The organism is Streptomyces sp. B1866, assembly GCF_031932565.1.
Lineage (GTDB): Bacteria > Actinomycetota > Actinomycetes > Streptomycetales > Streptomycetaceae > Streptomyces.
In genome coordinates this window covers 1-26,328 of the sequence record NZ_JAVSCF010000032.1, presented here as the reverse complement: position 1 = coordinate 26,328, position 26,328 = coordinate 1, and the positions used below count along the sequence as shown (strand labels likewise).

Annotated in this window: 22 protein-coding genes; 14 read left to right on the top strand and 8 right to left on the bottom strand. The window is 73.6% G+C overall.

All coding sequences use genetic code 11. The annotated features are described in order from the left end of the window. Nucleotides 1-51: 51 nt before the first annotated feature. Nucleotides 52-3,510 carry an NACHT domain-containing protein gene (locus RKE29_RS07550; protein WP_312004282.1) on the top strand — a complete coding sequence of 1,153 codons (3,459 nt, stop codon included), beginning with the start codon at nucleotides 52-54 and terminating at the stop codon, nucleotides 3,508-3,510. A 190-nt stretch (nucleotides 3,511-3,700) separates the two neighbouring features. Continuing rightward, the gene (locus RKE29_RS07545) at nucleotides 3,701-4,234 is read left to right on the top strand and encodes a PH domain-containing protein (protein WP_312004281.1); all 534 of its coding nucleotides are present in this window, start codon (nucleotides 3,701-3,703) and stop codon (nucleotides 4,232-4,234) included. Between the two features lie 25 nt (nucleotides 4,235-4,259). Here RKE29_RS07545 and RKE29_RS07540 read toward each other — a convergent pair whose 3' ends face one another. From RKE29_RS07540 to RKE29_RS07530, 3 genes are all read right to left on the bottom strand, one after another. Continuing rightward, complete coding sequence (locus tag RKE29_RS07540; RefSeq protein WP_312004280.1) at nucleotides 4,260-5,276, bottom strand: alpha/beta hydrolase; 1,017 nt, start codon at nucleotides 5,274-5,276, stop codon at nucleotides 4,260-4,262. A 197-nt stretch (nucleotides 5,277-5,473) separates the two neighbouring features. Further along, nucleotides 5,474-6,127, bottom strand: coding sequence for a DUF4276 family protein (locus RKE29_RS07535; protein ID WP_312004279.1), 654 nt, complete (start codon nucleotides 6,125-6,127; stop codon nucleotides 5,474-5,476). Continuing rightward, entirely contained in the window at nucleotides 6,124-7,542 is a 1,419-nt protein-coding gene (locus RKE29_RS07530) for an AAA family ATPase (protein ID WP_312004278.1), read from the bottom strand. The genes RKE29_RS07535 and RKE29_RS07530 overlap by 4 nt, the downstream gene beginning before the upstream one ends. Nucleotides 7,543-7,927: 385 nt before the next feature. On the opposite strand from RKE29_RS07530, the gene RKE29_RS07525 reads away from it, so the two are divergent. Together RKE29_RS07525 and RKE29_RS07520 are read left to right on the top strand one after the other, a co-directional pair. After that, a complete protein-coding gene (locus tag RKE29_RS07525; protein ID WP_312004277.1) occupies nucleotides 7,928-8,395 on the top strand; it encodes a MarR family winged helix-turn-helix transcriptional regulator in 468 nt (155 codons plus the stop codon). Nucleotides 8,396-8,465: 70 nt separating this feature from the next. Continuing rightward, on the top strand, nucleotides 8,466-8,924 hold the full coding sequence (locus RKE29_RS07520) for a GNAT family N-acetyltransferase (RefSeq protein ID WP_312004276.1): 459 nt from the start codon (nucleotides 8,466-8,468) through the stop codon (nucleotides 8,922-8,924). Nucleotides 8,925-9,020: 96 nt separating this feature from the next. On the opposite strand, the gene RKE29_RS07515 is transcribed toward RKE29_RS07520, so the two are convergent. Genes RKE29_RS07515 through RKE29_RS07505 form a run of 3 tightly spaced genes read right to left on the bottom strand, consistent with a single transcriptional unit; the run spans nucleotide 9,021 to nucleotide 10,265 of the window. Beyond that, a complete protein-coding gene (locus tag RKE29_RS07515; RefSeq protein WP_312004275.1) occupies nucleotides 9,021-9,230 on the bottom strand; it encodes a DUF397 domain-containing protein in 210 nt (69 codons plus the stop codon). 2 nt (nucleotides 9,231-9,232) lie between these two features. Then, nucleotides 9,233-9,436 carry a DUF397 domain-containing protein gene (locus RKE29_RS07510; protein WP_312004274.1) on the bottom strand — a complete coding sequence of 68 codons (204 nt, stop codon included), beginning with the start codon at nucleotides 9,434-9,436 and terminating at the stop codon, nucleotides 9,233-9,235. Next, nucleotides 9,426-10,265, bottom strand: coding sequence for a helix-turn-helix transcriptional regulator (locus RKE29_RS07505; protein ID WP_312004273.1), 840 nt, complete (start codon nucleotides 10,263-10,265; stop codon nucleotides 9,426-9,428). Before RKE29_RS07505 ends, RKE29_RS07510 begins: the two co-directional genes overlap by 11 nt. 323 nt (nucleotides 10,266-10,588) lie before the next feature. Here RKE29_RS07505 and RKE29_RS07500 point away from each other — a divergent pair, with 323 nt between their 5' ends. The 6 genes from RKE29_RS07500 (at nucleotide 10,589) to RKE29_RS07475 (ending at nucleotide 19,009) form a co-directional block, all read left to right on the top strand. Further along, nucleotides 10,589-11,110, top strand: a complete 522-nt coding sequence (locus RKE29_RS07500; RefSeq protein ID WP_312004272.1) for a hypothetical protein — start codon at nucleotides 10,589-10,591, stop codon at nucleotides 11,108-11,110. A gap of 1,118 nt (nucleotides 11,111-12,228) precedes the next feature. Continuing rightward, complete coding sequence (locus tag RKE29_RS07495) at nucleotides 12,229-15,489, top strand: NACHT domain-containing protein (protein WP_312004271.1); 3,261 nt, start codon at nucleotides 12,229-12,231, stop codon at nucleotides 15,487-15,489. Between the two features lie 119 nt (nucleotides 15,490-15,608). Continuing rightward, complete coding sequence (locus tag RKE29_RS07490) at nucleotides 15,609-16,166, top strand: DinB family protein (protein WP_312004270.1); 558 nt, start codon at nucleotides 15,609-15,611, stop codon at nucleotides 16,164-16,166. 131 nt (nucleotides 16,167-16,297) lie between these two features. Beyond that, the gene (locus tag RKE29_RS07485) at nucleotides 16,298-16,960 is read left to right on the top strand and encodes a PadR family transcriptional regulator (protein ID WP_312004269.1); all 663 of its coding nucleotides are present in this window, start codon (nucleotides 16,298-16,300) and stop codon (nucleotides 16,958-16,960) included. 100 nt (nucleotides 16,961-17,060) lie between these two features. Next, nucleotides 17,061-18,158, top strand: a complete 1,098-nt coding sequence (locus tag RKE29_RS07480; RefSeq protein WP_312004296.1) for an ATP-binding cassette domain-containing protein — start codon at nucleotides 17,061-17,063, stop codon at nucleotides 18,156-18,158. 2 nt (nucleotides 18,159-18,160) lie between these two features. Then, a complete protein-coding gene (locus RKE29_RS07475) occupies nucleotides 18,161-19,009 on the top strand; it encodes an ABC transporter permease (protein WP_312004295.1) in 849 nt (282 codons plus the stop codon). Between the two features lie 322 nt (nucleotides 19,010-19,331). Here the strand turns inward: RKE29_RS07475 and RKE29_RS07470 are convergent, their stop codons facing one another. After that, nucleotides 19,332-21,098, bottom strand: coding sequence for an FAD-dependent oxidoreductase (locus tag RKE29_RS07470; protein ID WP_312004268.1), 1,767 nt, complete (start codon nucleotides 21,096-21,098; stop codon nucleotides 19,332-19,334). A gap of 488 nt (nucleotides 21,099-21,586) precedes the next feature. Here RKE29_RS07470 and RKE29_RS07465 point away from each other — a divergent pair, with 488 nt between their 5' ends. The 3 genes from RKE29_RS07465 (at nucleotide 21,587) to RKE29_RS07455 (ending at nucleotide 24,961) form a co-directional block, all read left to right on the top strand. Next, nucleotides 21,587-22,393 carry a DedA family protein gene (locus RKE29_RS07465; protein WP_312004267.1) on the top strand — a complete coding sequence of 269 codons (807 nt, stop codon included), beginning with the start codon at nucleotides 21,587-21,589 and terminating at the stop codon, nucleotides 22,391-22,393. Between the two features lie 231 nt (nucleotides 22,394-22,624). Then, nucleotides 22,625-24,289: a threonine/serine exporter family protein gene (locus RKE29_RS07460; RefSeq protein ID WP_312004266.1), complete on the top strand. Its 1,665-nt coding sequence runs from the start codon at nucleotides 22,625-22,627 to the stop codon at nucleotides 24,287-24,289. Between the two features lie 234 nt (nucleotides 24,290-24,523). Then, nucleotides 24,524-24,961, top strand: coding sequence for a cupin domain-containing protein (locus RKE29_RS07455; protein WP_312004294.1), 438 nt, complete (start codon nucleotides 24,524-24,526; stop codon nucleotides 24,959-24,961). A 291-nt stretch (nucleotides 24,962-25,252) separates the two neighbouring features. Here the strand turns inward: RKE29_RS07455 and RKE29_RS07450 are convergent, their stop codons facing one another. Beyond that, nucleotides 25,253-25,756 carry a DUF4232 domain-containing protein gene (locus tag RKE29_RS07450; RefSeq protein WP_312004265.1) on the bottom strand — a complete coding sequence of 168 codons (504 nt, stop codon included), beginning with the start codon at nucleotides 25,754-25,756 and terminating at the stop codon, nucleotides 25,253-25,255. Between the two features lie 194 nt (nucleotides 25,757-25,950). On the opposite strand from RKE29_RS07450, the gene RKE29_RS07445 reads away from it, so the two are divergent. Next, the coding region (locus RKE29_RS07445) for a helix-turn-helix transcriptional regulator (RefSeq protein WP_312004264.1) at nucleotides 25,951-26,328 on the top strand (378 nt) is incomplete at its 3' end.

Here is a 26,328-nt window from a genome sequence, read left to right as displayed (position 1 = left end):
ATGATGTCGGGCAGTCCATCCGGGTGCGTACGGCAGGGGGAGGGGTCGCCGGTGGCCGTGGCGGAGGGCGGCGCCGCGCGGGCGCTGGGCCGCGTGGGCCTGCTGGCGCTCGCGGTCGTGCCTCCGGCGGCGGCCGGGGTGTGGACGGGCGCGGTCGCCCGGCACCCGGTCCTGGCCGCGCTGGCGCTGGCCGCGTACGAACTGCTGCTCGCCCTCGTGGCGTTCGCGACCAAGGTCTTCGGCGAGGTCCAGGGGCGGCTGGTCAAGCGGGCCGCCGACTGGCTGGAAGGGGCCCTCGTCGGCCGGTTCTCCCGGTACGAGGACCGCTACCGCCGCTATCTCCAGGACTTCCACGGCGTGAGCAACCTCGGCGGTCTGGAGGTGCAGGGCGCGCGCGTGCCGCGCCTGGAGGACGTGTTCGTGGACGTCAGCCTCAAGCCGGAGCCGCCGCACCAGACGGGCCGCGCACCGCTGGCGGGCGTCGTACCGGCCGTGCCCGAGGGTGAGCGCCTGTCGCTGCACGACCTGTTACGGGCCCCGGACCCGGCCGTCCTCGCGCTGCNCGACCTGTTACGGGCCCCGGACCCGGCCGTCCTCGCGCTGCTCGGCCCGCCCGGCACCGGCAAGACCACCCTCCTGGAGCACACCGCCTGCACGCTGGCGCGCACCGGCAGGCGCCGGGGCGCGCCCCGGGACCTGCCCGTCCTGCTGCTGCTGCGCGACCACGCGCGGGAGGTCGCCGCCCGCGCGGGCGGCGGCACCGGCCCGGACGCCGGGAACCCGGACGCCGTCCCGTCCGGACCGCTGTCGCTCCCGGAGGCCATCCGCCGCGGCCTGGCCGACGCCGGCCTGGGCGACGCCCCGCCGGGCTGGTTCGAGGACCGGCTCGACAAGGGCCGGTGCGTGGTCATGCTCGACGGTCTGGACGAGGTGGCCGGAGAACGGGACCGGCAGCTCGTGGTCCAGTGGGTGCGGCGGCAGGTCGCCCGCTACCGGAGCAACCACTGGGTGCTCACCTCGCGCCCGCACGGCTACCTCACCTCGCCGCTGAACGGCGCGACGGTCCTCCAGGTGCGCCGCTTCACCCCCGACCAGATCACCCGCTTCGTACGAGGCTGGTACCGGGCGGTGGAGCGCACCGACCCGCGGGGACCGGCCCGGGGCGCCCGCGAGGCCGAGTCCGCCGCCCGGAGTGGAGCCGAGGAACTGCTCGGGCGCCTGCGCGCCGAGCCGGTGCTGTACGACCTGGCGGCCAACCCGCTGCTGCTGACGATGATCGCCAACGTGCACCGCTACCTCGGCGAGCTGCCCGGCACCCGCGCCGAGCTGTACGCGCAGATCTGCCGCGTCCTGCTGTGGCGGCGCGACCGGGCCAAGGGCCTGGACCGGGCCGACGGCGAGGCCCGCGAGACCGTACTGCGGCACCTCGCCCACCACATGATGACCGGCAGGCGCCGGGACGTGTCCGTGGCCGCCGCGCAGACGAGGCTGGGGCCGGTGCTCGCGGACGCCGGATTCACCGTCACCGCCCGCGAGTTCCTGGCCGAGACCGCCAGGACGGGCCTGGTGGTCGAGCGGGAGCGCGGCGTCTACGCCTTCGCGCACCAGACCTTCCAGGAGTACCTGGCCGCCGCGCACCTCCACGACCACGGCCTGCACGACGTCCTCGTACGGTCCGTCGGCGACCCGTGGTGGCGCGAGACCACCCTGCTGTGGGCGGCGCGTACGGACCCCAGCCCGGTCATCGACGAGTGCGTCGCCGACGGCGGCCCGGCGGCCGTCGCCCTGGCCTTCGACGTGTACGAGGAGGCGCGGGAGACCGGCCGCCGGGTCGCGCACGCCGACCGCCTCGAACAGATCCGGCGCGACGGGCTGGCGGCCCCGCCGGGCTCCGAGCGCCGCCGCCTGGTGGCCGCCGTCACCCTCGCCCGCCACCTGCGCCCGGCGGTCTGGCTCGGCGACGACACCGTGGTGTGCGCCCGGCCCGTCAGCCGCGCCGTCTACCAGCTGTTCGCGGACGAGTACGGGGGCGACGCGGCCCTCCCCGGCGGCCCCGGCGAGCACCCCGACGCCCCCGCGCACGGCGCCGACCCGCAGACCGTGCGCGGGTTCGTCCAGTGGGCGCACGGCCTCCTCGGCCTCCTCGGCGGCACCGGCGGCTACCGCCTGCCCGACCGGGCGGAGGCCGCCGACCCGGCCATGCGGCCGCTGGCCGACCCCGGCTGGGCGGTGTGGATCCGCACGCCGGACGACGGCCCGGACAGGCCGGAGAGGAGCTACCGGCTGGGGGCCTCGCCCGGCCTGTGGCTGCCGGACGGCGTACCGCACCCGTGGGCCGTGTCCATGCCCCGGGTCGCGGAACGGCTCGACCAGGACTGCGCGGTGCTGGCCTCGTACGGGCGCCGCGTCGCCGACGCCTACACGCGCGGGACGACGACAGGCGGGGACACCGAGATCCAGACGGCCTCCCCCCTGGTCAACCTCGCGAACGGACTCGCCGGGGCCGAGGACGCGCTCGGCCGGCTCGCCGACGGACTCACCCGCGTCGCCACCTACTACCACCGTCCCGGCTGGTGGGACTCGGGCGAGGGGGAGGGCAGCTCCGGCGACCTGGCGTCCGTCCTCTACGACGAGCGGGTCGGCGGGCTGCACGGCCTCCTCGCCGAGGCCGCCGCCGACGGCCGGGTCGCGGGCGGAGTCCCGAGCGACGGCTCGCCGGAGTCCGTGTTCGGCCTCGCGAGCGTCGTGGCGAGCCTGTGCGCCCTGTCGTGGCGGCTGTCCAAGGCCCTTTACCAGGCCCGCGATCTCGCCGGTACGCCGTACCAGGACTTCCGGGGGGAGAAGGACCGGCTGCGGGCGCTCGTACCCGAGCTGACGCACTGCGCCGACCGCGTGCGACGGCTGCTGCCCGGCAGCCCCGTCCAGGGCCGGGTCACCTCCGCCATCGCCCGCGAGTTCCTGGGCCGCTGCTTCTGGGGGCAGCACGAGGACGCGCTCGTCGCCTCGGGGACCGTGGCCGCCCTCGCCATCGCCCGCGCCCGCCGCGACGCCCTGACCCGCCCCCGCCGCGACCGCCGCCCCCGCGACCCCGAACGGTACGGGGCACTGCGCGACCTCGCCTCGCAGTGCGGCCTGCCCGGGCCCGCGGACACCGGCGAGTGGGTGACGTCCCCCGGCCTGCTTTGGGACCTGCTGGTCAGGCTGAGGGACACCGGCACGCGCGAGTCCCGGCGGCTGCGCGGCAACCCGGACCTGGACCCGGAACGCTGGGAACTGGCGGCGGAGGTCTCCCGGCTCGGCCTGTCGCTGCTGGAACCGCCGGGCGACACCCCGCCCGCCGCGCTGGCCGCCGTACGCACGGGAGCGATGGCGCTCGCGGACTACCACGCACGGGGGGACGGGCCGTTCCGGGAGCTGGGCCGGGACATCGCGGCCGGGTTCACCGTGCTCCAGGACCGGGCGGAGGGCGTCCTGGAGCCCCGGGACGTGCTCGTGCTGGTACGCGCGTGAGGCGCGGGCGGACGGCTTCGCGGCCGGGGGCGTGGGCGCGGGACGACGGACAGGCCGCCCACGAGAGCGCCCAGCGCCCACGACGCCCCGGACTCACCGGTCCCCGGCCCCCCGACCTCCGGCCGTCCGCACCGTATGAACCCCGCCACCCCGGTAGGCGCGCGGCCCCTGGTGTGCCACGATGCTCGGCATGGCATATGCGGAACGCCACCTCGCAGATGACGAAACGCTGCTGCGCGCCACGCGACGGCACTGGACCGAGCTGTTCGGCGCGTTCGTGGCGCTGCTCCTCGTCTGGGTCGTGGCGGGCGCGCTGCTGTGGGTGCTCCCGGACCGCGACTGGCGGGCGACGGCCGCCGCCGTGGTGGTGGGCGCCGCCGTGCTCGCGTCCCTGTGGCTCTGGCTGATACCCCTGCTGAAGTGGCGCAGCACGGTGTACGTGCTGACCAGCAAGCGGATCTACCGGCGCACCGGCTTCCTGACCAAGACCGAGCACAGCATTCCGCTGATCCGGGTCAACGACATCTCCTTCGAGGCGACCCTGCGGGAGCGCATCCTGCGGCAGGGCACGCTGACCATCCAGTCGGCCTCCGAGCACGGCATGCTGACCCTCCAGCACGTGCCCGATCCGGAGGGCCTGACGGCCGCGATCAACCAGGCGGTGGCCGAGGAGGAGGGCCGCCAGCACTCCGGCCCGGGCGGCCCGGGCCCGTACGGCCGCTGAGCGCTCGTACGGACACGGGGCCTGGCTACCGGCCCAGCCTGGCCAGCGCGTCCGTCACCGCAGCCGGGTCCAGCGGACCGATGTGCGGCGCGTCGGGGAAGTCGACGACCCGGAACGGATTGTCCGGGGTGCGTTCGTCGGCCTCGGCGATCATCCGGTCCTGGAGCCTGGTGGCGATGGTGCGGTCCTTGCCGAACCGCAGGTAGGTGCGCGGCAGCCGCCCCCAGGTGTCGGGCCGCCCGACCGCCTGCCCCGCGTACGCCCCGATCGGCTCGTCGGTCTGCAAGCCGGAGAGGGCGAGGCGGAACGCCGGGTCCGGGTAGTCGGCGCACATCATCGCCTTGTAGGCGGCGAGGTCCTTGACGGCGCCCGAGCGCGGGTTCAGCCGCAGCACGCGCAGCTTCTCCTGGTCCCCGACCATCTGCTCGTACGGAATCAGAGCGTCCGCGTTCTCCGGCGCGGCCGTGCAGGCGTCCGGGCTGGGCATCGCGGGGCTGGGGCAGAAGGCGGCCATGTAGCAGATGTGGGCGAGGAGTCCGGGCACCGCGTCGGCGACCCGGCTGACCGAGGCGCCGCCGAGGCTGTGCCCGACCAGCACCACGGGCCCGCCGTGCCGCGCCGCGCGGCGCACGGTGTCGGTGACGCGCTTCTCGTAGTCGTCCAGCGTGAGATCCCGCAGCGGCGACGGCTCGGTGGCCAGCGCCGCCAGGTCCTGCGTCTGGTAGGCCACGGGCACGAACGCCTCCGCGCCGTGCATCGGCTGGTCCACCGTGACGACCCGGTGCCCGCGCAGCGTCAGCTCCCGCGCGATCGGCATCCAGAAGGCCCCGGAACTGTGCGTGCCGTGCACCAGGACGTACGTGCGCGGCCCCGCGCCCCGGCGCTCGGCGGCGCGGGCGGTCCCCGCCCCCGCCCCGGCGGCGAGCGCCGCGCCTCCCGCCGCCAGCCCGATCCGCCGCAGGGCGGTGCGCCGGGACGCGGGCCCCGCGGCCCCCGTCCCCGTGTCGACGCGGGCGGTTCGGAAGGTACGCCGGAAGTCCATGGGGTCTCTCCGTGGTCAGGCCAAGTGGTCGCCAACCATCCTCAGCGGCCGACGCGCCGGGCGGCTCCTTCTCACTGACGATCTCGGACGGGACCGCTCGTCAGCGAGAAGGAGCCCCGCCCCCTGGGGGCCGCGCGGTCATCGCCGCCTTCTGCGTGCCGACGCGCTCAAACCTCTCGTTCCGCATGCCAGTTGGTTCAGCTCTCGATCCCCGTCCCGTCGGTTCCCGCGGATCGGAACGCCGAACTCAGGCCCACGACGAACGCCCGCCACGAAGGAATGTCCCGCAAAGGCCCAGACGGGTCGATCAGTTCCAGGAGCCGATGACGGTTCTGCGGAAACCGCTTCTGGAAGATCTCAAGTCTGCGCCCCTTCAGCTCGCTCGCGGTGGCCAGAGCATCCTTCAGCATCGACTTCGGATCCGGAACGCGTTCCACAGCCGGGCCCTTCGGCAGACCGAGACGTGTCTTTCCTCCTGGGTTGCCGGCCACCTGCCGGATGACCGACTCGTCGACGAGCAGCCACGCTTCCAGCATCCGTACGGGAATCACCGGCACATGACGGAGGCTGCCCCAGACCTCCTCCACCGCCGCTGCGATCTCCTCCCTTCGGGCCTGGACACCCTGCCCGTCGGCATCCCGCTGGACGATGACCACATCGAAATCACCCCCCAATTGCCGCGCCGCCCGGAGCTTGTCACCCACAGCGTGCCCCACACGGCCCGCCAGCAGCGCGAAATCGGGTGCGGTCAGCAAAATCTGCTGGCCTTCCTCAGCCGCTGCCTGCTCGATGTGCGGCCGCAACCCCCGGTCACTGCTGCCCTCACTGACAAACAGCACCCGCAAGGTCACGCGGCCTCCCACGGAAGCGAAAGCTGCGCGCCGACCGGCGCGGTGAGATACGGGAGGATATCGGCCATAGTGAGATAGTCCCCGCTGCCGTGCCGGGCTCTCCAGCTCCCGGCGAGGGGCCGAAGACGCAGGCTGCGAGCCAGGCTGCCGTCTGCGGCACGCACGACGGCGGAGTCAGCGAAAAGCAGATCGTCCTTGGGGACCAGTTGCACGACACCGGGCGAATGCGTGTTGACGAGCACCTGCCGGAACGGGTTGTCCTCGCCCGGCTCGCTGCTCACGTCGACCGTCAGATCACGAACGAGATCCACCATGGCGGACAGGTTCGCCGGATGGATGCCGTTCTCCGGTTCCTCCATGCACAACAGCCCCCTGACCTGGTGGTCTTCCAGCAGGACGCACAGTGCCAGAAAGCGCAGCGTGCCCTCGGACAGACTCCTGGCGGGCAGGACCATGCCGTCAGCCTCGTGAAGCTGGACGGTGAAAAGCTGCCGTACGTCGTCCTGCAACACCTCGACGCTGCGCACACTCACGCCACTGAGGTCGCCCAGCCGACCGGCCACGCGCGCGTACACCTGTTCCGAGATATCCGCGCCCAGGGTGTCGTGGGCGATGCGGAACAGTGTGGCCGGTAGATGCAGGCCGTCAGGCATCAACTCACGTGGGGCGGTGTACGAATCGGAGCTGCGCAGCGCGGAGGGCTCCAGTGCCAGCCGCCGCCATGCCTGCATCTCGCGCCGGGCAGCCAGGATCGTGGGGTTGCCGCTGCTGGTGACGGTGGACACGACGGTTGCTCGCGCCCTGGAGGCGGCAGTCGGCTCAAGCTGACCTCGACTGCCGTCCTGGTGGATGCTGACGATCGGCTCGCCCTCGGGGCTTGGCGCAGTCGAGATGAACGCCTTCCCGGCCCGTCGGCCCAGCACCACACGGCTGCGGAAGTTTTTCACGCTGTGTGGAAAACGCAGGTGCGCGTGAGCGTCGCCCTGTTTGATGTGGCGCAGGCTCTCGTGGCGCAGGGCAAGGCGGCCAATGCGCTCGACGCCGCGCGGGGGCTCGTAGCCGAGTTCCAGTTCGTAGCGGAGAAAGGTGGTCGTGGGCTTGGCCTGGCGTCCGAAATCGTCTTCCACCTCAGCGGGAACGATCATCTCGGCCGCGAACCGCATGACGTGTGAGCCGGATGCGTAACCGTTCCAGAACAGGTCTCGGGGATCTCCGAGGCGTTCTCCGTGTACTCCGCGGACCTGCTGGGCCGCCTCCATCATCGACTGGTCGGCCAGCAGGCTGAGGAACTGGACCGCATCGAACAGGTTCGATTTACCCGTACCGTTCACACCCGCGATGCAGGTGAACGAGCCGAGGTCGACCGACAGGCCGAGGAGGTTTTTGAACCCGTCGACTTCCAATCGCGTCAGCAATGCGGTCTCCAGTGAGCTGCGGGCGTAGCTGCTTCGGTCAGCGTATAGGGGACCATCGGTGGGGACGGCGAAGCGAGTGCGTCGACAGCCTGCTCGCCGCCGAGCGGTGCGCGGCCCAGGAGACGCGCACCCGTCCCGCCGTGAAGGCCCTCCCGGCCTGCTGCTGGCCGGACGCACCAGCCCCGACTGCGCGCGGCCTCGCCGCCCGCACCGGGGTCCTGCACGCCTGAGCGGAGCCGCGCGGCGGGGGCGTCCGGTGGACTCCGGGGGCTCGGGCCCGGCCCAGCACCGTTCGCCCGGGCGGTCCAGGACCCGCCCCTTGATCTCAACCTCACGTGAAGTTCTACGGTGCTCGCACCAGAGATCACGCAGAGGGGTACCGCTCATGACGTCCCAGCCCGGCTCCGACGCCGAACTCGCCGCGCAGCCCGCCCCGTACTGGACCAAAGTGGCGTACGAGGCCCTTATCGCGTTCACCAGGACCCAACTCGCCGAGCTGGGCATCACCCAGCCCCAGTACTGGCTGCTGCGCCACCTGTCGAAGAACGACATCTCACCCGACGGCCACGGCATGACCCTCCCCGAACTCCGCCAGGTCATGAGCTCCTACCTCAGGTCCGAGGACGATCTGGAGGCCGATGCGGAAGTTCTGTACGAGCGCGGCTGGCTCACCCGCGACGACGGCGGACTGCTGTGGATCACCGAGTCGGGAGAACAGGCCCGCGCCGACGTCAAGCGGCAGGTGCCGGCCATACGCGACCGGATGCACCGGGGCATCGATGACGCCGACTACGTCACCACCCTGAAGGTGCTCCAGCAGATGATCCGCAACGCCGGCGGGAGTGTGGACTAGAGCGGGTCGAGGAGCCAGAAGGGTCGGCGAGCGCTCCGGAGGAGTGCGGGCCGCCGGTAGCCTGGCGGTCATGGGGGACTGGGGGCTTCGGCCGGCTTCGGCGGCGGATGTCGAGGCGGTGGCCGAGTTGCGGGCCGTGGTGCTGCGGGCCGATCTGGAGCGGGTCGGGCGGTACGACGAGCAGCGGGTGCGGCAGCGGCTGCGGGACAGGTTCGCACCAGAGCACACCTGGGTGATCGAGGTGGGCGGCGCCTTCGGCGGCTGCGTGGCGCTGTGGCCGGACGGGGACGCCCACTGGCTGGAGCACTTCTACCTCGACCCGCGCCTCCACGGCGGCGGCATCGGTACGGCCGTGCTGCGCGGGCTGCTGGAGCAGTGCGACCGCGACGGCACCCGGGTCCGGCTTCAGGTGCTGCAAGGCAGTCCGGCACGGCGGCTGTACGAGCGGCACGGGTTCGCGGTCGAGACCGAGGACGCGGTGGACGTGTTCATGGTGCGCGAGCCGGACGTGGCCGTACGCGGCGGATGATCCTTGGCGGGTCCGCGCAGCCGCTCGGCGTCGGACGCGCGGGCCCGTACGGCACTCCGCCCCGCCGGAAGGCGTCCAGCGGGGCGGAGCAGCCCGTCAGGCGGCGGGCTTGAGGGTGGTGACGAAGGCGGTCCAGGCGGTGGCGGGGAAGATCAGGGCGGGGCCGTCGGGGGTCTTGGAGTCGCGGACGGGGACGGCGCCGTGGGCCGTGAAGGTGCGCGAGAACTCGACGCACTGGCCGCCGTTGGCCCCGCTGTAGCTCGACTTGGTCCACTCGGCGGCGTTGAGGTCCAGGTCAGGGCTCATGGCTACTCCTTGACGGTCGTCAGGAAGGCGGTCCAGGCGGTGGTCGGGAAGACGAGGGCCGGGCCCTCGGGGGTCTTGGAGTCGCGGACGGGGACGGCGCCGTGGGCCGTGAAGGTGCGCGAGAACTCGACGCACTGGCCGCCGTTGGCCCCGCTGTAGCTCGACGTGGTCCACTCGGCGGCGTTGAGGTCCAGGTCAGGGCTCATTGCGGTACTCCTTCAGGTGGGACTTGATCAGGGCCAGCGAATTGACCGGGCACAGCGCGTGCGCCCTCAACCGATCATAGATGTCCACGTGCGCCGTGACAGTCTTCGCGGAGTCGTGCAGCTTGCCGCCCTGCGGCCCTTCCGCGTAGAGCACGGTCGGAGAGCCGTCGAAGGTCAGCAGGGTGAACGGCATCATGCCGTTCGCGGTCGGTGCTCCCGCCGAGAACGGCAGGATCTGGAGGTCGATCTGCGGCGACTCGGCTGCGGCCAGCAGGTGCTCCAACTGCCCGGCCATCACCTCGGGGCCGCCCACCTCCGTGCGCAGGCACGCCTCGTGGAGGATGCCCCAGAACAGCGGGGGCTTCTCCCGGTCGAAGACCTTACGGCGGTGGATTCGGGCGGCGGTCTTGGCGTCGATCACCTCCTTTTCGGCGTGCGGGTACGCGTTGCGGTAGACCGCACGCGCGTAGTCCTCCGTCTGGAGCAGGCCCTTCACCAGGCTTGTGGAGAAGTCCAGTATCCGTGACGCCTTCTGCTCCATGGCCAGGTACGGCACGAACCACGACGGGTGGTCGCCCTCGTCGATCCGCCGCAGCAGGTCGTAGAACAGCCCGCCCGTGCCGAACGCGAGGTCCAGCCCCTCGGCGAACTTGTCGCTGGGCCTGGGCAGCAGCACTCCGGCCTCCACCCTGCTCACGTACGACTCCGAGTAGCCCGCCGCTCTGCCCAACTGCTTCTGCGTCAGGTTTCGCGCCAGCCGCACCTTCTTGACGTCGCGGCCGTAGCGCTGGAGCGGGTTCAAGTGCTCCGGTTCGGTGGTCTCGTCCAATCCCGTGACCTCCTGCCACGTGATCACCAGGCGGCGCCCCGGCAGGCAGCCGCCTTGTTCGCTGCCCTGAAAGTGTCGCGAGTCTACGGGAGGTTGGGCCACTCTGGTGACGGTCGGGCTACAGCCCGTATCGGGCCCGGCTCGCGTATCACTCGACCCAGGCCACACGCAGGACCCCCGCGACGCTGCGAACGTCCGGGGGCGTGGCCGACAGCTAATCGGGAGCTGACGACATTGAAAGAACCTACCGAAGGTCACAGGGCGCGCGTGAAGCGCCTTTTCGGTCGCGGTGCGTGGGGCAGGGGCCGAATCGGGGCGGTCCGGTGAGCGCGGGTACGAAGCTGCGGCGGCTGCCGTGGGCCGGGGAGGACGGTCGGCCGGTGTACCTCGCCGAGACCGACTCGGAGGGCGCGCGCCAGGTGGCCGCGATGGCCGACTCCGTGGAGTGCCTGCGCGTACGCGCGTGCAGCGCCCTGCTGGACCTGCTGCCCGAACGGCTGGCGGCGGCGGGCCGGGACGCGGTGCGGACGCGGCACCTGGCCGTGCGGCTGCTGCGCGCGCTGGCGGAGGTGATGACCGTGGCGGTGTGCCGGGGCGAGCGCCTGGCGGAGGCGGACTGGTCGGCCGACTCGGAGGAGGAGCGGCGGCTGGTGGTCAGCCGGGGCCTGCTGGGGGACGCGCTGCGCGTCCTGGACGACCCTGACGCCCCGGTCGAGGCGGTGGCGCTGCTGGTGGAGCGGCTGGCCGAGGCCGTACGGGACACCCTGGCGGCGGCGGAGGTCCGGGGCGCGCGCCTGGGGCCGGACGGCGGTGGGCCGCGCTGCGGTAAGGGGGCGTGCGGGTGACCGGGACCGTGCTGACGGCCCGCGCGGGAGGCGGCGGGTGGGTGTCGGCGCAGTGCGAGGTGGCGCTGCGGCAGCCGGAGTTGGGCGCGGCGCACACGCTGTGCCCGGCGGTGGCGGCGGGCCGCTGCACGTGCCGCTGCCACCGCGACCAGGCGCTGCACCCGGTCGGTACGCGCTGGGTGAGCCTGGGCCTGCTGATGGGCGGGCGTACGCCGCCGGGAGAGGTGTCCTCGGCCGTGCGGCAGCCGCGCCCGCCCGCGCCGCCCGGGGCCACGGACGCGGACTGGGCGGCGGAGACGGTCCGGGAGGCCGGGCTGGAGCCGCTGGAGCCGTACCCGGGCGCGGTGGACGCGCCGTGGCGGTGCCGGTGCGGCGGCTGCGGGCAGGAGCGTCGGCCGCGCCTGCGGGACGTGGTGGACGGCTACCGGTGCGGGCACCGGCGCGCGGGGCCGGTCGCGCGGGGGCGGTCGCGTACGGCCGCCGAGCCGCCGTACGTCGGTGACCGGTCGAGCGTTGGCCCGCGCCGTACGTCGGCCCCACGCCGTACGGCCGTGCCGAGCCGCCCCGCTCGGGCGCCGACGCGACGCCGTACGACGCCGTCCGCCGGGCGCGCGGCCCCCGCGACCCCGCTCCGTAGCACCCGCGCAAGACCAGGGGCGGGCGTCGGCCGGGCCATCCCCCGAGGCCCGCTGGGAGGTCCCGCCCGCCCCTTTCCTCCGGCCCGCAGGCGCGCGCCCCGCGCGGGACGCGCGCGCCGTTCCCGCCGACACGCGCGGGACGGGCCGATGAGGCCCCGGGACGCCGACTGCCTGGCGGCGGTCCCGGGGCCGCCCAGAGCGGGCAGCCGCCGTCGGCCCCCAAGGTTCCACGGCGGCGGCTGCCCTCCGGCCCGGTCCGCCCTCGCTCCGTTCGGTTTCCGTTCCTGTCCGGGGACGGGGTGGTGGGCGGGCCGGGCCTTCGGGCCGGTTCGCGGCGGTAGCCGCCCGCGCGTGACGGCGGTTCAGGTCTCCTTGGTCTCATTACGGACACCGGTCAGCCGCAGGCCGCCGTCCGGCGCGGAACCTGGTGGATGATGACGGGCGTCCACCCGGGTACGTGCGGAGGGGGAGTGGTGGCCGGTGGCCGTGGGGGACGGCGGCGGCTCGAAGGTGCTCGGCCGGGTCGGCCTGCTCGCGCTGGCCGTCGCGCCTGCGGCGGCGGTCGGGGTGTGGACGGACGCGGCCGCACGGCATCCCGTCCCGGCCGCGCTGCTGGCGGTCGGCTACGAACTGCTGCTCGCGCTCGCCGCCTTCGCCGTCAAGGTCTCCGGCGAGGTGCAGGGGCGGCTGGCCAAGCGGGCCGCCGACCGGCTGGAAAGCGCCCTGCTGGCCCGCTTCTCGCGCTTCGAGAGCCGGTACCGCCGCTATCTCGCCCACCACCACGGCGTCAGCAGACTCGGCGGGCTGGAGGTGCAGGGCTCGCGCGTGCCGCGCCTGGAGGACGTGTTCGTGGACGTGAGCCTCCGGCGCCAGCCGTTGCCCCGGGTCGGGAGTAGGCCACTCGCGGGCGCCGTGCCGCCACTCCCCGAAGGCGAACGCCTGTCGCTCCACGAGCTGTTACAGGCCGGAGAACCGGCCGTCCTGGCGCTGATCGGCCCGCCCGGCACCGGCAAGACCACCCTGCTGGAGCACACCGCCTACACGCTGGCCCGAATCCGCAGGCGGCGGCGCGGTACCGGCCGCGACCTGCCCGTACTCCTCCTGCTGCGCGACCACGCCCAGGACGTCACCGCCCGTGCGGGCGACGGCATGGTCCCGGACCCGCTCCCGCCGCCGTCCCTGCCGGACGTCATCCGCCGCAGCCTGGTCGTGGCCGGTCTCGCGGACGCCCCGCCCGGCTGGTTCGAGGACCAACTCGCCCGGGGCCGGTGCGTGGTCATGCTCGACGGTCTGGACGAGGTGGCGCGCGAGCAGGACCGGCAGCTCATGGTCCAGTGGGTGGGCAAGCAGATCGCCCGCTACGCGGACAACCACTGGGTGATCACCTCCCGCCCGCACGGCTACCTCTCCTCGCCGCTGGACGGGGCGACGGTGCTGCAAGTGCGCCGGTTCACGCCCGACCAGGTCACCCGCTTCGTACGCGGCTGGTACCGGGCGGTAGAGCGGATCGACCCGCAGGGCGGCGCCGGGGACGGATGGGAGGCCCAGGCGGAGCGGCTGCTGGAGCGGCTGCGCGCCGAGCCGATGCTGTACGACCTGGCGTCCAACCCGCTGCTGCTGACGATGATCGCCAACGTGCACCGCTACCTGGGCGCGCTGCCGGGCACCCGCGCGGAGCTGTACGCGCAGATCTGCCGGGTGCTGCTGTGGAAGCGCAAGGGGCTCGACCAGGCGTACGGGCAGACCCAGGAGAAGGCGCTGGGGCACTTGGCGCACGTGATGATGACCAGGAAGATCCGGGATTTCTCCCGGGGCCAGGCCGTGCTGCAAGTGGTGCTCGACGCCGCCGGGTTCGCCGGGACCGCGGACGCCTTCCTCTCGGAGGTCGCCAGGACCGGTCTGCTGGTCGAGCGGGAGCTGGGCCGCTACGCCTTCGCCCACCAGACGTTCCAGGAGTACCTGGCCGCCGCGCACATCTACGAGCATGTCCTGGAGGAGGTCCTGGTGCGCGCGGTCGGCGACTCCTGGTGGCGGGAGACCACCCTGCTGTGGGCGGCCCGTACGGACCCGAGCGAGGTCATCGACGCGTGCATCGCCGACGGCTGCCAAGCGGCGATGGCCCTGGCCTTCGACTGCTACGACGAGGCCATGGAGGCTGGCCGGAGCCTCGCGTCGGCGGGCCGACTGGAGGCGCTGCGCCGTGAAGGGCTCGCGGCGCCGCCGGGCTCCCCACAGCGCCGCCTGATGACCGCCGTCACCCTCGCCCGCCACCTGCGGCCGACCGTACGGCTCGGTGACGGCACGCTGGTCTGCGCGCGGCCGGTGAGCCGGGCGGTCTACGGGCTGTTCACGGACGAGCATCCCGAGTTCGCCTCCGACGTCCGTCCGGAAGGGGCGGCTGACGACGGCGCGCCCGTCGTGGGAGTCAGCCCGGAGGCCGCGCTGGCGTTCGTCGACTGGGTGGGCGAGACGCTGGACGCGCCCGACCGGCTGCCCAGCGAGGCCGAGGCGGCGGATCCGGCGATGCGGCGCGTCGTCGGAGCCGAGCGCGCCCCGTGGCTGCGTCCTCCGGTGCCGACACGCAACGGTGTGCCCGTGGACCGGCCCTCTCTGCGGCTGCCCGAGGACATGCCGCACCCCTGGGGCGTGCAGAGGGGCGTCGTCGCCGCGCGGTTCGTGCAGGACTGCCGGGCCCTGAGCCCTGTCGGCAGGATCGGCGACGCGTCCGTGGCGATCGGCCCGGATTCACCGGTGGCCGACCTGGCGGCCCGGCTCACCGACCGCGCCCGTGGCCTGAGCCCGCTCGTCGACTTCCTCGCGAGTACGGCGCTCCTTCCCCGGCCTGACGCCCGGGACCGGTACATGGCCACGGCCGGTGCCGCCGAACTGCGCGCCGCCTTGGAGTACGTCGGCGACCTGCTCCTCTGCCTCGGCGCCGTCGGCGACGCCCTCGCGAGCGGCGCTCCCGACGGCCCGCTGAGCGGCGGCACCCTGGACCGCGTGCTGGGCCGCGCCAGTCTGGTGGCCGCCCTCAGCGAGGTGGGGCGGCACCTGCCCGGCGCGGTGCGGTACGCCCAGGAGCTCGTCGGGGACCAGCCGCTACGGACGTCGCAGTGGCACGCCGAGCTGGTGAGGCTCCATGGCTACCTCAGGTCGTGCCTCGACAGGGTCGGTCGCCTCCTCCCCGTCGATTCCGGTGGCCTCACGGCAGAAGACGCCCGTTCCTTCCTGCGCCGCTGCGACCTCGGCCCGGACCGGGAGACGGCGCTCCTGTCGGGCGTGGTGGCGGCGCTGGCCACCGAACTCGCCCGCCAGGTGGAACGGACGAAGCCGTTCCGGGAGGAGAGCAGGTTCGGCACATACGATTTCCTCAGCGCCCTGGCGAGGTGGAATTTTGGGCAGATGCTCGGTGGCGGGCAGGTCTACACCACCTCGCCCCGCTCTCTCGCCTGGCGCTTGTACCGGCTGACGGTCCTGTCGGAGCGCCCGAACGGGCTCGTGGCCGGGCTGGCGGATGAGCTGCGCCTGCTCGGCACCGCCCTGCTGGAGCCGGGCGGCTTCCGGCCCGTCCCGGCCGCCGTCGTCCGGTTCGGCGCGCTGGCCCTCGCGGCCACCGACCCGCCGGAGCACGAGGATTCCGTCCGCCTGTGCCACGACATCGCCGCCGGTTTCACCGTGCTCCTGGACCGCGCGGACGGAACGCTCGTCCCGCGCGACACGATCGTGCTCGTACGCGCGTGACGCGGCTTTCCGAATGAGGACAGAAGCTGACCGCATGGCCGCCTAACGTCGGTGGTGTCGGAAGCCGGGAGGGACCGGTGAGGCGACGACGCACGCACGAACGGCGAAAGGTGATTCCCATGCCCGCTCTCGTAGACCAGGAAGCCCGCGGCGACGAGGCCGGAGCCCTGCTGGCGTTCCTGGAGGCGCAGCGCGGCGGCATCAGACGGGCCGTGCTCGGCCTGACCGACGAGCAGGCCGAGCGGCGGTCGACCGTGAGCGAGCTGACGCTGGCCGGGCTGGTCAAGCACGTGGCCGAGGTGGAGCAGTCGTGGGTGGAGGACGCCAAGGGCATCCCGCACGCCATCCCGCGCGACCACACCAACTGGCACCTCAGCTTCCGGCTGGAGGAGGGGCAGACCCTCGCGGGCACGCTCGCCTACTGGGACCAGGTGGCGGCGGAGACCGAGCGGTTCGTCCGCTCGCTGCCGGATCTCGACGGCACGTTCCCGCTGCCCAAGGCGCCGTGGTTCCCCGAGGGCAGCGTGCGCTCGACGCGCTTCCTGCTGCTGACGCTGATCCAGGAGGTGGCCCGGCACGCGGGCCACGCGGACGTCATCCGCGAGGCCATCGACGGCAAGACGGCCTTCGAACTGGTGCGGGAGGCGCAGAACCCGTCGCGCGCGGCGGCGTCGTAGGGGCCCGTGCGCCGGGTCGGCGCGGTCCGCGCCCCGGCGCCGTACGGCCCGGCCCCCGCCCGCCCCTCTAGCCTGGACCCCATCGGGCCCCGTCAAGAGCCAGGGGGCCTGCCAGGCGGGAGTGGGAGACGATGTCAGCGATCCGGCTGCTGGTGCTGGGGGCGGTCCGTCAGCACGGGCGGGCGCACGGCTACCAGGTGCGCAACGACCTGGAGTACTGGGGCGCCCACGAGTGGTCGACCGCCAAGCCCGGGTCGATCTACCACGCGCTGAAGCAGATGGCCAAGCAGAGTCTGCTGCGCGCCCACGACATCGCGCCGAGCACGGCGGGCGGCCCGCCGCGCACCGAGTACGAGCTGACCGAGGCGGGCGAGCGGGAGTTCCAGACCCTGGTGCGGGATGCGCTGGTGCGCCACGACGGGAAGATCGACGAGCTGACGGCCGGTGTGGGCTTCCTGGTCGACCTGCCGCGCGGCGAGGCGATCTCGCTGCTGAAGGAGCGGGTGGCGGCGCTGGAGGGGTGGCGGGCGGAGGTGCTGCGGCACTGGTCTCCGCCCAAGGGTGCCCCGGACGCCCCGGACGCCCCGGACCAGTGGGGCCATATCGGGGAGATCATGAAGCTGTGGATCCACTCCGCGGAGAGCGGGGCGGAGTGGGCCCGGGGGCTGATCGAGCGGCTGGAGGCGGGGGAGTACGTGATGCTCGGCGAGGGCGTGCGCTCGCTGGACGTGCTGCCGGACGGGGTGGAGAACCCCTACACCAAGCGGAAGTCCGCTGATGGGCAGGATCATTAGTCAAGTTTGACCACGCGGGTGCGCCCAGGTACCCTCGGCGGCTCTAGTCAAGTTTGATTAGACGTTTTCTCTGGTCGGGAGGAAGAAGGCAGTGGCAGACGTGACCGGCAGCGGCGGCCCGGCGATCGCGGTGCGGGGCCTGCGCAAGGCGTACGGCGGCAGACCGGCCCTCGACGGGCTGGACCTGACCGTCCCCTACGGCACCGTCCGCGCGGTGCTCGGACCGAACGGCGCGGGCAAGACCACCTGCGTACGCATCCTGTCCACCCTGCTGCGGCCCGACGGCGGGCGCGCCGAGGTGGCCGGGTACGACGTCGCGCGCGAGCCGCGCGAGGTGCGCCGCCGCATCGGGCTGCTCGGCCAGCACGCGGCCGTGGACGAGGGGCTGAGCGGCTGGCAGAACCTGGAGATGTTCGGCCGCCTGCACCACCTGGGTGCCCGCCGGGCGGCCGCCCGCGCGGGCGAGCTGCTGGAGCGGTTCGGGCTCGCGGACACCGGTCGGCGGCCCGTCGGGCAGTACAGCGGCGGCATGCGGCGGCGGCTGGACCTGGCGGCCAGTCTGATCACCAGCCCGCGCGTGCTGTTCCTCGACGAGCCGACCACCGGGCTCGACCCGCGCGGGCGGGCGGAGGTGTGGGAGGCGGTCAGGTCGCTGGTCGGCGGCGGCACGGCCGTTCTGCTGACCACCCAGTACCTGGAGGAGGCCGACCAGCTCGCCGACCGGATCTGCGTGGTCGACCAGGGCCGGGCCGTCGCGGACGGCACCGCCGACGAGCTGAAGACCCGCTTCGGCGGCGACCGCCTCGACGTGGTGCTGCGCGACGCCGCGCGGCTCGCCGAGGCCGCCTCGGTCGTCGGGATGGCCGCCCGCGCGGGCGCGGTGGAGGCCGACGCCGACCGGCGGCGGGTCAGCGTGCCGGTCGCCGACCGGATCGGCGCGCTCACCGGCGTCGTACGGGCCCTTCAGGCGGCCGGGATCGAAGCCGAGGACATCGCGCTGCGCCGCCCGACGCTGGACGAGGTGTTCCTGCGGGTGACGGAGGGCGGGGGAGCGGCACCCCAGGACCGTACGGGTGGGACGGGTGGCCCTGCGGACCGTACGGCTCCCGCCGACCATGCGGGCCGTACGGGCCGTACCGACCGGGCGTCGCGTACAGCGGCGGCGTCGCACGCGACGGCGAAGGAGACGAGCGCATGACCATGACCGCCACCACCCCGGCCCACGCCCCCGCCCCCGAACCCCTCGACGGCGACGGCGGCGGCGCGCTGCGCTGGGCCCTGGCCGACGCGTGGACCATGACCCGGCGCGGCTTCGCGCACTGGGCGCGGCAGCCCGCCGCCCTGGCCGTGAACCTGGCCTTCCCGGTGATGATGCTGGTCATGTTCGCCTACTTCCTGGGCGGCGGCATGACCGTCCCGGGCGGCGGCGACTACACCGAGTACCTGGTGCCGGGCATGCTGGCCCTCACCATGGCCTTCGGCCTGGAGGCGACCATGGTCGCGCTCACCCAGGACCTCGACCGGGGCGTGGTGGACCGCTTCCGCTCCCTGCCCATGTCCCGCTCGGCGGTGCTGGTCGGGCGGTGCGCGGTGGACCTGCTCGCGTCAGCGCTGAGCCTGCTGGTCATGCTCGGCGCCGGGTTCGCGATGGGCTGGCGCTGGCACCACGGCGTCGCCGACGGCCTGCACGCCGTGGGCCTGCTGCTCCTGCTGCGCTGCGCCATGCTGTGGCTGGGCGTCCACCTGGCGCTGGTGGCGGGGCGGCCGGAGATGGTGCAGGCGGTGCAGATCCTCGTCTGGCCGGTGGGCTTCCTGTCCAACGCCTTCGCGTCGCCGGAGGACATGCCGGGCTGGATCGGCGCCGTCGCCGAGTGGAACCCGATGTCGGCCACGGCGGCGGCCGTCCGCGAGCTGTTCGGCGGCCCGGGCCAGGGCGGCGGGTCCTGGGCCGTGGAACACGCCGGTCTGCTGGCGGTGTGCTGGCCGCTCGCGCTGCTCGCGGTGTTCTTCCCGCTGGCGGTGCGGCGGTACGCGCGGCTGAGCCGGTGACCTCGGCCCGGCGGGGCGAGCGCCGGTTACGGCTGGTTCGGCGCCGAGCGGTGCCCGCCCCCCGGGACCCGTCGTGAGCGCTACGGAGCCGTGGCCACGGCGGGCGGCTGACGGCCCGACGGCCCGGCGCCCCGGGGTGGACGGCCCGCGTGGCCCGCCTCCCCGGGGACCCGGAGCCCGGCGGCCCCGGAAGGCCCGGCCCCGTTCCGCGCCGTCCGGACTCGCGGAGCTCCGGGTGCCTGACGGCCCCGGAGCCCCGGAGCGTCGTACGGGGGGCCGTCCGTCCCCGAACCCCGTGCCTGCCCGGCCCGAACGACAGTCTTCAGCCGTCGTCCCCGGCCGAGCCGTCGTCGGAGAGGCTGTAGTAGATCCGGGTCGGGCTGTCCTCATCGTCCTCGTAGTTGAGGGACCTGCCTTGCAGGGACTTGGTGTAGTTGTAGATGGAGATCGCCGCCGCCCCGCCCTCGCCCACGGCCGCGGAGATGCGCCGCACGGCCCCGTCGCGCACGTCACCGGCGGCGAACACGCCCGGCAGGGTCGACTCCATGGTGCTCTTCTCGTGCCCCGCCTCCTTCCCGGTCTTCACGCAGCCCTTGTTCGGGCCCTCCTCGGTGAGCTTCACCCAGGCGTCCGCCAGCCACCTGGTGTCCGCCTGACCGCCGATCAACACGTAGAGAGCGGACACGTCGAGGGTGTCGGTGCTCTTCGTGAACGTGAGGCGCAGCTTTCCGGCCTGCGGCTGGGTGACCAGCTTCACCTCGTTGTCGTCCCGGATTTTGATCTTTCCGCTCTGCACCAGGGGGCTGATGGCGTCCTGGACGTCCTTGAGCATGTCCGCGCCGTACTTGCCACGGATGATCATGTCCACCGGGATGCCGGAAATCGTGTTCCCCTTGTCGTCCTTCTTGTCCATGGCGAACATCACCGCGGCGCGCCCGGCCGTGTCCCCGCCTCCCACGATCGCCACCCGGTCCGTCTTCGCGTCGTACAGCGTGTAGTCGGAAGGCAGGGCGTCGTAGTACACGCCCTTCCACTCGAAGTCCTGCGCCTTCGTGCCCGGGTCGAGCCGCTTGGGCTTGACGCCGATGGTGACCAGCACCATCTTCGTCTTCACCGTGGTGCCGATATCCCTGTTCTTCGTGTTCGCCGCGAACGTCAGGGTGTAGACGGGGGGAGTGGTCTTCTCCCAGTCCATCTTCGAGACGCTGTGGCAGGGCAGCCAGTGGATGTCGTCCTTGAACCTGGGCTTGTCCAGCTGCTTCTTCCAGAGGTGGGCGAGTTCGTACGGCTGGATTCCGTCCGGGAACCCGAGGTAGTTCTCGATCAGGTTGATCGCCGTGCCCGCCTCCCCTCCGGGTGCGAACTTCTCCACGATCAGCACCTTCAGCTTGAACAGGGCCGCGGCGTTCAGCGCCGCGGACATGCCCGCCGGGCCGCCGCCCACCACCACGAGGTCGTAGTTCGTGCTCTCCTTGTAGGTGACCAGTCCGAGCGCGTTCGCCAGATCGAGCAGCGCGGGGTCTGTGAAGGGGCGCGGCTTGCCGCCGACCGTGAGTTCGACCCTGACCTTGGCGTCCTCCGTCTTCGGCTGCGTCTTGCAGGTCACGAAGTTCAGGCGCAGAAACCGGTGGACCGTGAAGAACGTCTCCTCGTTCCGGTCGCCGTAGACGATGGCCGAGGGAGCGGTGATGTCCCTGGTGTCGAACAGCACGTCCTCGACCGTGTCCAGCAGATCCTCCGGCGCCTCGGGTTCCCGGGGCGCCACCCGCACGTCCATGTCACGGACGGCGACCGCCCGCTCCGGCTCTTCCGCGAGCAGCACCCGCCCCTTCTCGGGCAGGTCGAGAGCCGGTTCCGTGAGGAACTCGGCCCCGGAATCCTCCTCGAACCGCTCGTCCGCGAGGACGGCGGCCACCCGTACACCGTCTCTCCTGAGGGAGGCCAGCGTCAGCTCGGCGTCCGCCCGGTCGGCGGCCCGCAGCACCCGGTATCTGCCGCCGAAGTAGGCCGCTACCTGGTCGGTCAGCTCCGCCCCTGCCGGGGTGTCGGCGTGTACGAGCAGGATCACGGCGCGGTCGTCGTTGGTCATGGTGGGTCCTCGTCGTCAGCGTCGGGGGAGACCGCTCCCGAGCCGCGGGAAGGGCGGCCGGTACGCGCGGTGGGAAGGGCGGGACATCGCCGTACGCCCATACGAGAATTATGGGCTGTATGTGGCGGTTTCGCCCGATCGGGGGCACGGGCATCGGGGCACGGGTATCGGGGGCGCGGGGGCATCGGGGGTGCGGGCATCGGGGGTACGTCCACGTCACCGCGGTCGCTCCACCGCCTCGTACGGGCGAATCCCGCCGAGCCTGGCCGCCCGCGTCGGCGAGGCGGTCCCCGCCAACGCGGGCCGCGCCGCCCGAGGGTGTCCGCGGGCCGGGCGCGCAGGGCCCGCGCGTGGGGCCGGAGGGAACCGGCCGGGCGCACAGCGCGTTGATAGCTTTGGGCGGGACGCTGCGACCACGGCACAGTCCGCCCACCGCCTGCGGCCGGGCCTCGCACGAGCCTGCACCCTCGACCCAGGAGCCTGTCCCCGTGACCACACTCGCGCTCGGCCCCAGTTGGCTGGACTCGAACAACCTGATCGACACCTTCGGCCTGCTCGGCGTGCTCGTCGTCGTCTTCGCCGAGTCCGGCCTGCTCATCGGGTTCTTCCTGCCCGGTGACTCGCTGTTGTTCACCACCGGCATGCTCGTCACCACGGACGTGATAAAGCAGGACCTGTGGCTGGTCTGCCTGGCGATCACGGCGGCGGCCGTCCTGGGCGACCAGGCGGGGTACCTCTTCGGCCGCAAGGTCGGCCCGGCGCTCTTCAGCCGCCCCGACTCCCGCCTGTTCAAGCAGGAGAACGTGGAGAAGGCCCACGCCTTCTTCGAGAAGGAGGGCCCGAAGTCCCTGGTGCTGGCCCGCTTCGTGCCCGTCGTCCGCACGTTCACGCCGATCATCGCGGGCGTGAGCCGGATGAACTACCGCTCCTTCCTCCTCTTCAACGTCATCGGCGGCGTGCTGTGGGGCTCGGGCGTCACGCTGCTCGGGGCGGCCCTCGGCAAGGTCGACGCGGTCCGGGGGCACATCGAGCTGATGCTGATCGGCGTGGTGCTGCTGTCGGTGATCCCGATCGCCGTCGAGTACCTGCGGGCCAGGCGCAGGGCGAAGAAGGAGGCGGCCTCGGGCGCGGGCGCCGTGCCCGTCGAAGGCGCCGTCGCGGCCCCGGCCCGGACCGCGGAGGGGGCCGGTGTCGCGGAGGCGGCGGCCGGTGCCCCGGGCTCCGGTGCCGTCGCCGAGGCGGCCGGGGAGGGGGCGCAGGCCCCGGGCCCGCGCGGCCGCCACGCCAAGCGCTGACGGGGCGCGCCGCGGGCTCCGCGCGCTCCTCCCAGCTCTTTTTGCCCTGGTCTCGTCCCGTCCTCTCGTTTTCGTCCTCGTCCTCGTCCCGTCCGGCCGTACGGCTGCGGCGGGACGAGGCCGTTTCCGGGCGCTCGCCCCCGCCCGCGTGGCCACGCGGGCGGCGCATGATGCATCGTTGCCGAGGACACCCGGGAGGCGAGAGGGCAGCGGGAGACGGGAGCGGGAGACGTGGGCGCGGACCGACAGCGCGACTCCGGTACGGAGCCAGGGCACGGCCGTACGCGCGGCAGAACGCCGCAGATCCGCGACCGCCGACCACCCGCCGCCGACAGCCGTACGCCCGGGGCGGACCGTACGTCGGGGACAGCGGGCCCTGCGGCCGGAGCGGGCCGTACGTACGGGGCGGCGGGCCCTGCGGCCGGGACGGCAGACCGTACGCCGCCCGCGTCAGCGGACGGGCTGCCCGGCCTCACCCCGCCCCACGGCGTGCCCGTCGTCCGGCTGACCAAGGCGGCCACCTGGCAGGACCGCATGCGCGGGCTGGTGCGCCTGCCCGTCGGCGAGCGGCCGGTCCCCGAGCGCCGCGCACGGCCCGAGGAGCCCGGGCCCGCCGTCCCGCGCGTGCTCGACCTGACCCTGCGCATCGGCGAACTGCTGCTCGCGGGCGGGGAGGGCGCCGAGGACGTGGAGGCCGCCATGTTCGGCGTGGCGCACGCGTACGGGCTCGGCCGCTACGAGCCGAACGTGACCTTCACGCTGATGTCCGTCTCGTACCAGCCGTCGCTCGTGGACCACCCGGTGACCGCCAGCCGGACCGTACGCCGCCGCGGCACCGACTACACGCGGCTGGCCGCCGTCTACCGGCTCGTCGACGACATCACCTCGCGGGACGACGTGACGCTGGAGGAGGCGTACCGCCGCCTGGCCGAGATCCGGCGCAACCGGCACCCGTACCCGCGCTGGGCGCTCACCGTCGCCGCGGGCACGCTGGCGGGCGCGGCGAGCCTGCTGGTCGGCGGCGAGTGGCTGGTGTTCTTCGCGGCGGCGGTCGGCGCGATGCTGGGCGACCGGCTGGCGTGGCTGGCGTCGGGGCGCGGGCTGCCGGAGTTCTACCAGTTCGTGCTCGCCGCGATGCCGCCCGCCGCGATGGGCGTGGCGCTGAGCCTGGCGGACGTGGGGCTCCAGGCGTCGGCGGTGATCACCGGTGGCCTGTTCGCGCTGTTCCCCGGCCGGGCCCTGGTCGCGGCCGTCCAGGACGGGCTCACCGGCTTCTACATCACCGCCGCCGCCCGGATGCTGGAAGTCGGCTACCTCATCGTCGGCATTGTCGGCGGCGTACTGACCGTGCTGTACGGGGGCGTCAAGCTCGACGCCGGGCTGAACCCGGAGACGGGGCTGCGGCCCGTGGAGCGGCCCGCCACGCAGATCTGCGCGGCCATGCTGCTGTCGCTGGCCTTCTGCGTGCTGCTCCAGCAGGAACGTCACACCCTGGCGCTGGCCACCCTCAACGGCGGCGTCGCCTGGGTCGTCTACGGCGCCCTGCACGACACCGCCGACGTCCCGGCGGTCGCCTCCACGACCGTGGCAGCCGGTCTGGTGGGCCTGTTCGGACAGCTGATGTCCCGCTACCGGTTCGCCTCCGCGCTCCCGTACGTCACGGCGGCCATCGGGCCGCTGCTGCCGGGCAGCGCCATCTACTTCGGGCTGCTGGCCCTGGCCGAGGGCGACACCGACCGGGGGCTCGCGCACCTGACGCGGGCGGCGGCGCTGGCGTTCGCCATCGCCATCGGGGTGAACCTGGGCAGCGAGCTGGCGGGGCTGTTCATCACGACGCCGCGGCGGGCGGGGGAGACGGCGGGGCGGCGCGCGGCGAAGCGGACGCGCGGGTTCTGACGCGGGGGCCCGCGGGCTGGCGGGCTCACGGGCTCACGGGCCTACGGGCCTACGGGCCCAGGGGTCCGGGGCCGAGGGCCGGGCTCAGGGGTGCGGGGTCCCGGGCCAGCCTCGGCCCGTGCCGGGCGGGGGCCGCTTCGAGGCGGTCCTCCGGTCTGACGTACCGTCGCGAGCGGTCCGCCGGACCGAGCACCCCTCACCGCACCGAAAGGCCCACCCCCCATGCGCGACTTCGTGCGCCACGCGCTGCGCGCCGGCAGCCTGGCCGGCTCCGTGCTCGCCGTCATATGCCTCGCCCCGGGACCCGCCGCCGCCACTCCGCCCGGGCCCGGGGTCACCGGCCGGGTGATCCTCAAGACCACCGTCGGGAACACCGACCACATCCTGCGGGAGCTCACCATCCCGCCCGGCCAGAGCACCGGATGGCACTACCACGACGGTCCGATCGAGGGCGTCGTCCTGCGGGGGACCCTCACCCACTTCGCCTCCACCTGCGCGTCCGACGGCACCTACCGCTCCGGCGACGTCATCCGCGAACCGAGCGGCCCCGGCTACGTGCACATCGGCCGCAACCTCGGCCGCACCCCGCTCGTCCTGCTCGCCCACTACACGCTTCCGCACGACGCCCCGCTGTCCGAGGACGCGCCCAACCCGGGCTGCGACTTCCAGTGAGCCCACCCGGCCGGGTGCGGCGGGGCCGGGTCTGCCCCGCGGCCGCGGGCGCCGTGCGTATGGGTCGGCCCGCGGCCGCATATGCGATAACAGATAGCGGATGACGAGTAACGGATAATGGATAATGGATAACGGATTCTGATATTTGTCATCCCCCGGCTCGCGTCCGTCCCCCGGCTCGCGCCCGTACGGCCGTACATGCCGTACGGACGGCCCGGCTCGCGCCCGTAACATCCCGGCCCGGTCGGGCCGCCGCCCCCCGAGCGGCGGCCCGACCGGTGGACGGCGCGGTCAGGGCCGGCGCAGCGCGTCCTGCTCGGTGTGCTGCCAGGTGCCGTGCGCGGGCTTGTTGACGCGGGTGTTCACGGGGACGGTCGCGGTGTCGCCGCTGTCGAGCTTGACCGCCAGCTTCGTCACGGCCGTGCCGGACCCGTGCGCGCCCCTGCCGACCAGCAGGACGCCCTCGTACCGGGACTGGCCCGGGGCGACGATGTCCGGGCCGCCGCCGACGCCCTGGGGCGGGGTGGCCCGGATCCGGCCGTCGAAGGCGACCTCGCCGAGGATGCCCATGTCGCAGCGGCTCCTGCTGGTGTTCTTGGCGGTGATCAGCAGGTGGTTCGCCGGGCGGGAGACCTTCTTCACGGTGACCTTGAGCTGCGCGGCCTTGCAGAGCGCGGGCGGCCTCGCGGCCGCGGAGCGGGAGCCGGAGGCGTGGGCGGCGGTGCCGCCGAGCCCCGCGAGCGTGGTGCCGACGGCGAGTGCGGCGAGGGAGACGAGAGCGCGCGATGCGGGCATGGGTCTGGTTTCTCCTGTGGGGTGTCGACCTCGGTGGCCGGCCGGTGATCCGTGCCGGTGCCCCGAACTCTGCGGCGCGGCCCGTCCCGGCCGCCACTTCCCCGGGCAGCAGGGAACCGTGGGACGTCATCCCGCCTCTCAGCAGGGGAAACGGCGCCGTCTGGGACGCCGACCGGGACGACGGAGAGGACAGGATGAGCAGGGAGACCGAGGAGTTCGCGGCGCTGATGCGCGAACTCAAGGAGCGTTCGGGCCGCAGCTACGGGGCGCTGGCCGCGCGGCTGCACGCCAGCTCCTCCTCCCTGCACCGCTACTGCAACGGCACGGCCGTGCCCCACGAGTTCGGCCCCGTCGAGCGGTTCGGCCGGCTCTGCGGCGCCACCCGCGAGGAGCTGGTCGACCTCCACCGCCGCTGGGTCCTGGCGGACGACGCCCGCCACCGGGAGCCGGTCCCGGCGCGGCGGTCCGGAGCCCCGGACGCCCCGGCGGAGGCGCCGTCGGCCCCCGGCGCGGCCCCGGCTCCGGAGCCCGCGCCGGAGCCCTCGGACGCCGAAGCCGCGGCCGCGCCGGGC

Bases quoted from the DNA above. Each gene is read 5' to 3' on its own strand.
- RKE29_RS07545 (WP_312004281.1), top strand. From the start codon at position 3,701: ATGGCATATGCGGAACGCCACCTCGCAGATGACGAAACGCTGCTGCGC.
- RKE29_RS07540 (WP_312004280.1), bottom strand. From the start codon at position 5,276: ATGGACTTCCGGCGTACCTTCCGAACCGCCCGCGTCGACACGGGGACG.
- RKE29_RS07525 (WP_312004277.1), top strand. From the start codon at position 7,928: ATGACGTCCCAGCCCGGCTCCGACGCCGAACTCGCCGCGCAGCCCGCC.
- RKE29_RS07520 (WP_312004276.1), top strand. From the start codon at position 8,466: ATGGGGGACTGGGGGCTTCGGCCGGCTTCGGCGGCGGATGTCGAGGCG.
- RKE29_RS07515 (WP_312004275.1), bottom strand. From the start codon at position 9,230: ATGAGCCCTGACCTGGACCTCAACGCCGCCGAGTGGACCAAGTCGAGC.
- RKE29_RS07510 (WP_312004274.1), bottom strand. From the start codon at position 9,436: ATGAGCCCTGACCTGGACCTCAACGCCGCCGAGTGGACCACGTCGAGC.
- RKE29_RS07490 (WP_312004270.1), top strand. From the start codon at position 15,609: ATGCCCGCTCTCGTAGACCAGGAAGCCCGCGGCGACGAGGCCGGAGCC.
- RKE29_RS07485 (WP_312004269.1), top strand. From the start codon at position 16,298: ATGTCAGCGATCCGGCTGCTGGTGCTGGGGGCGGTCCGTCAGCACGGG.
- RKE29_RS07475 (WP_312004295.1), top strand. From the start codon at position 18,161: ATGACCGCCACCACCCCGGCCCACGCCCCCGCCCCCGAACCCCTCGAC.
- RKE29_RS07470 (WP_312004268.1), bottom strand. From the start codon at position 21,098: ATGACCAACGACGACCGCGCCGTGATCCTGCTCGTACACGCCGACACC.
- RKE29_RS07450 (WP_312004265.1), bottom strand. From the start codon at position 25,756: ATGCCCGCATCGCGCGCTCTCGTCTCCCTCGCCGCACTCGCCGTCGGC.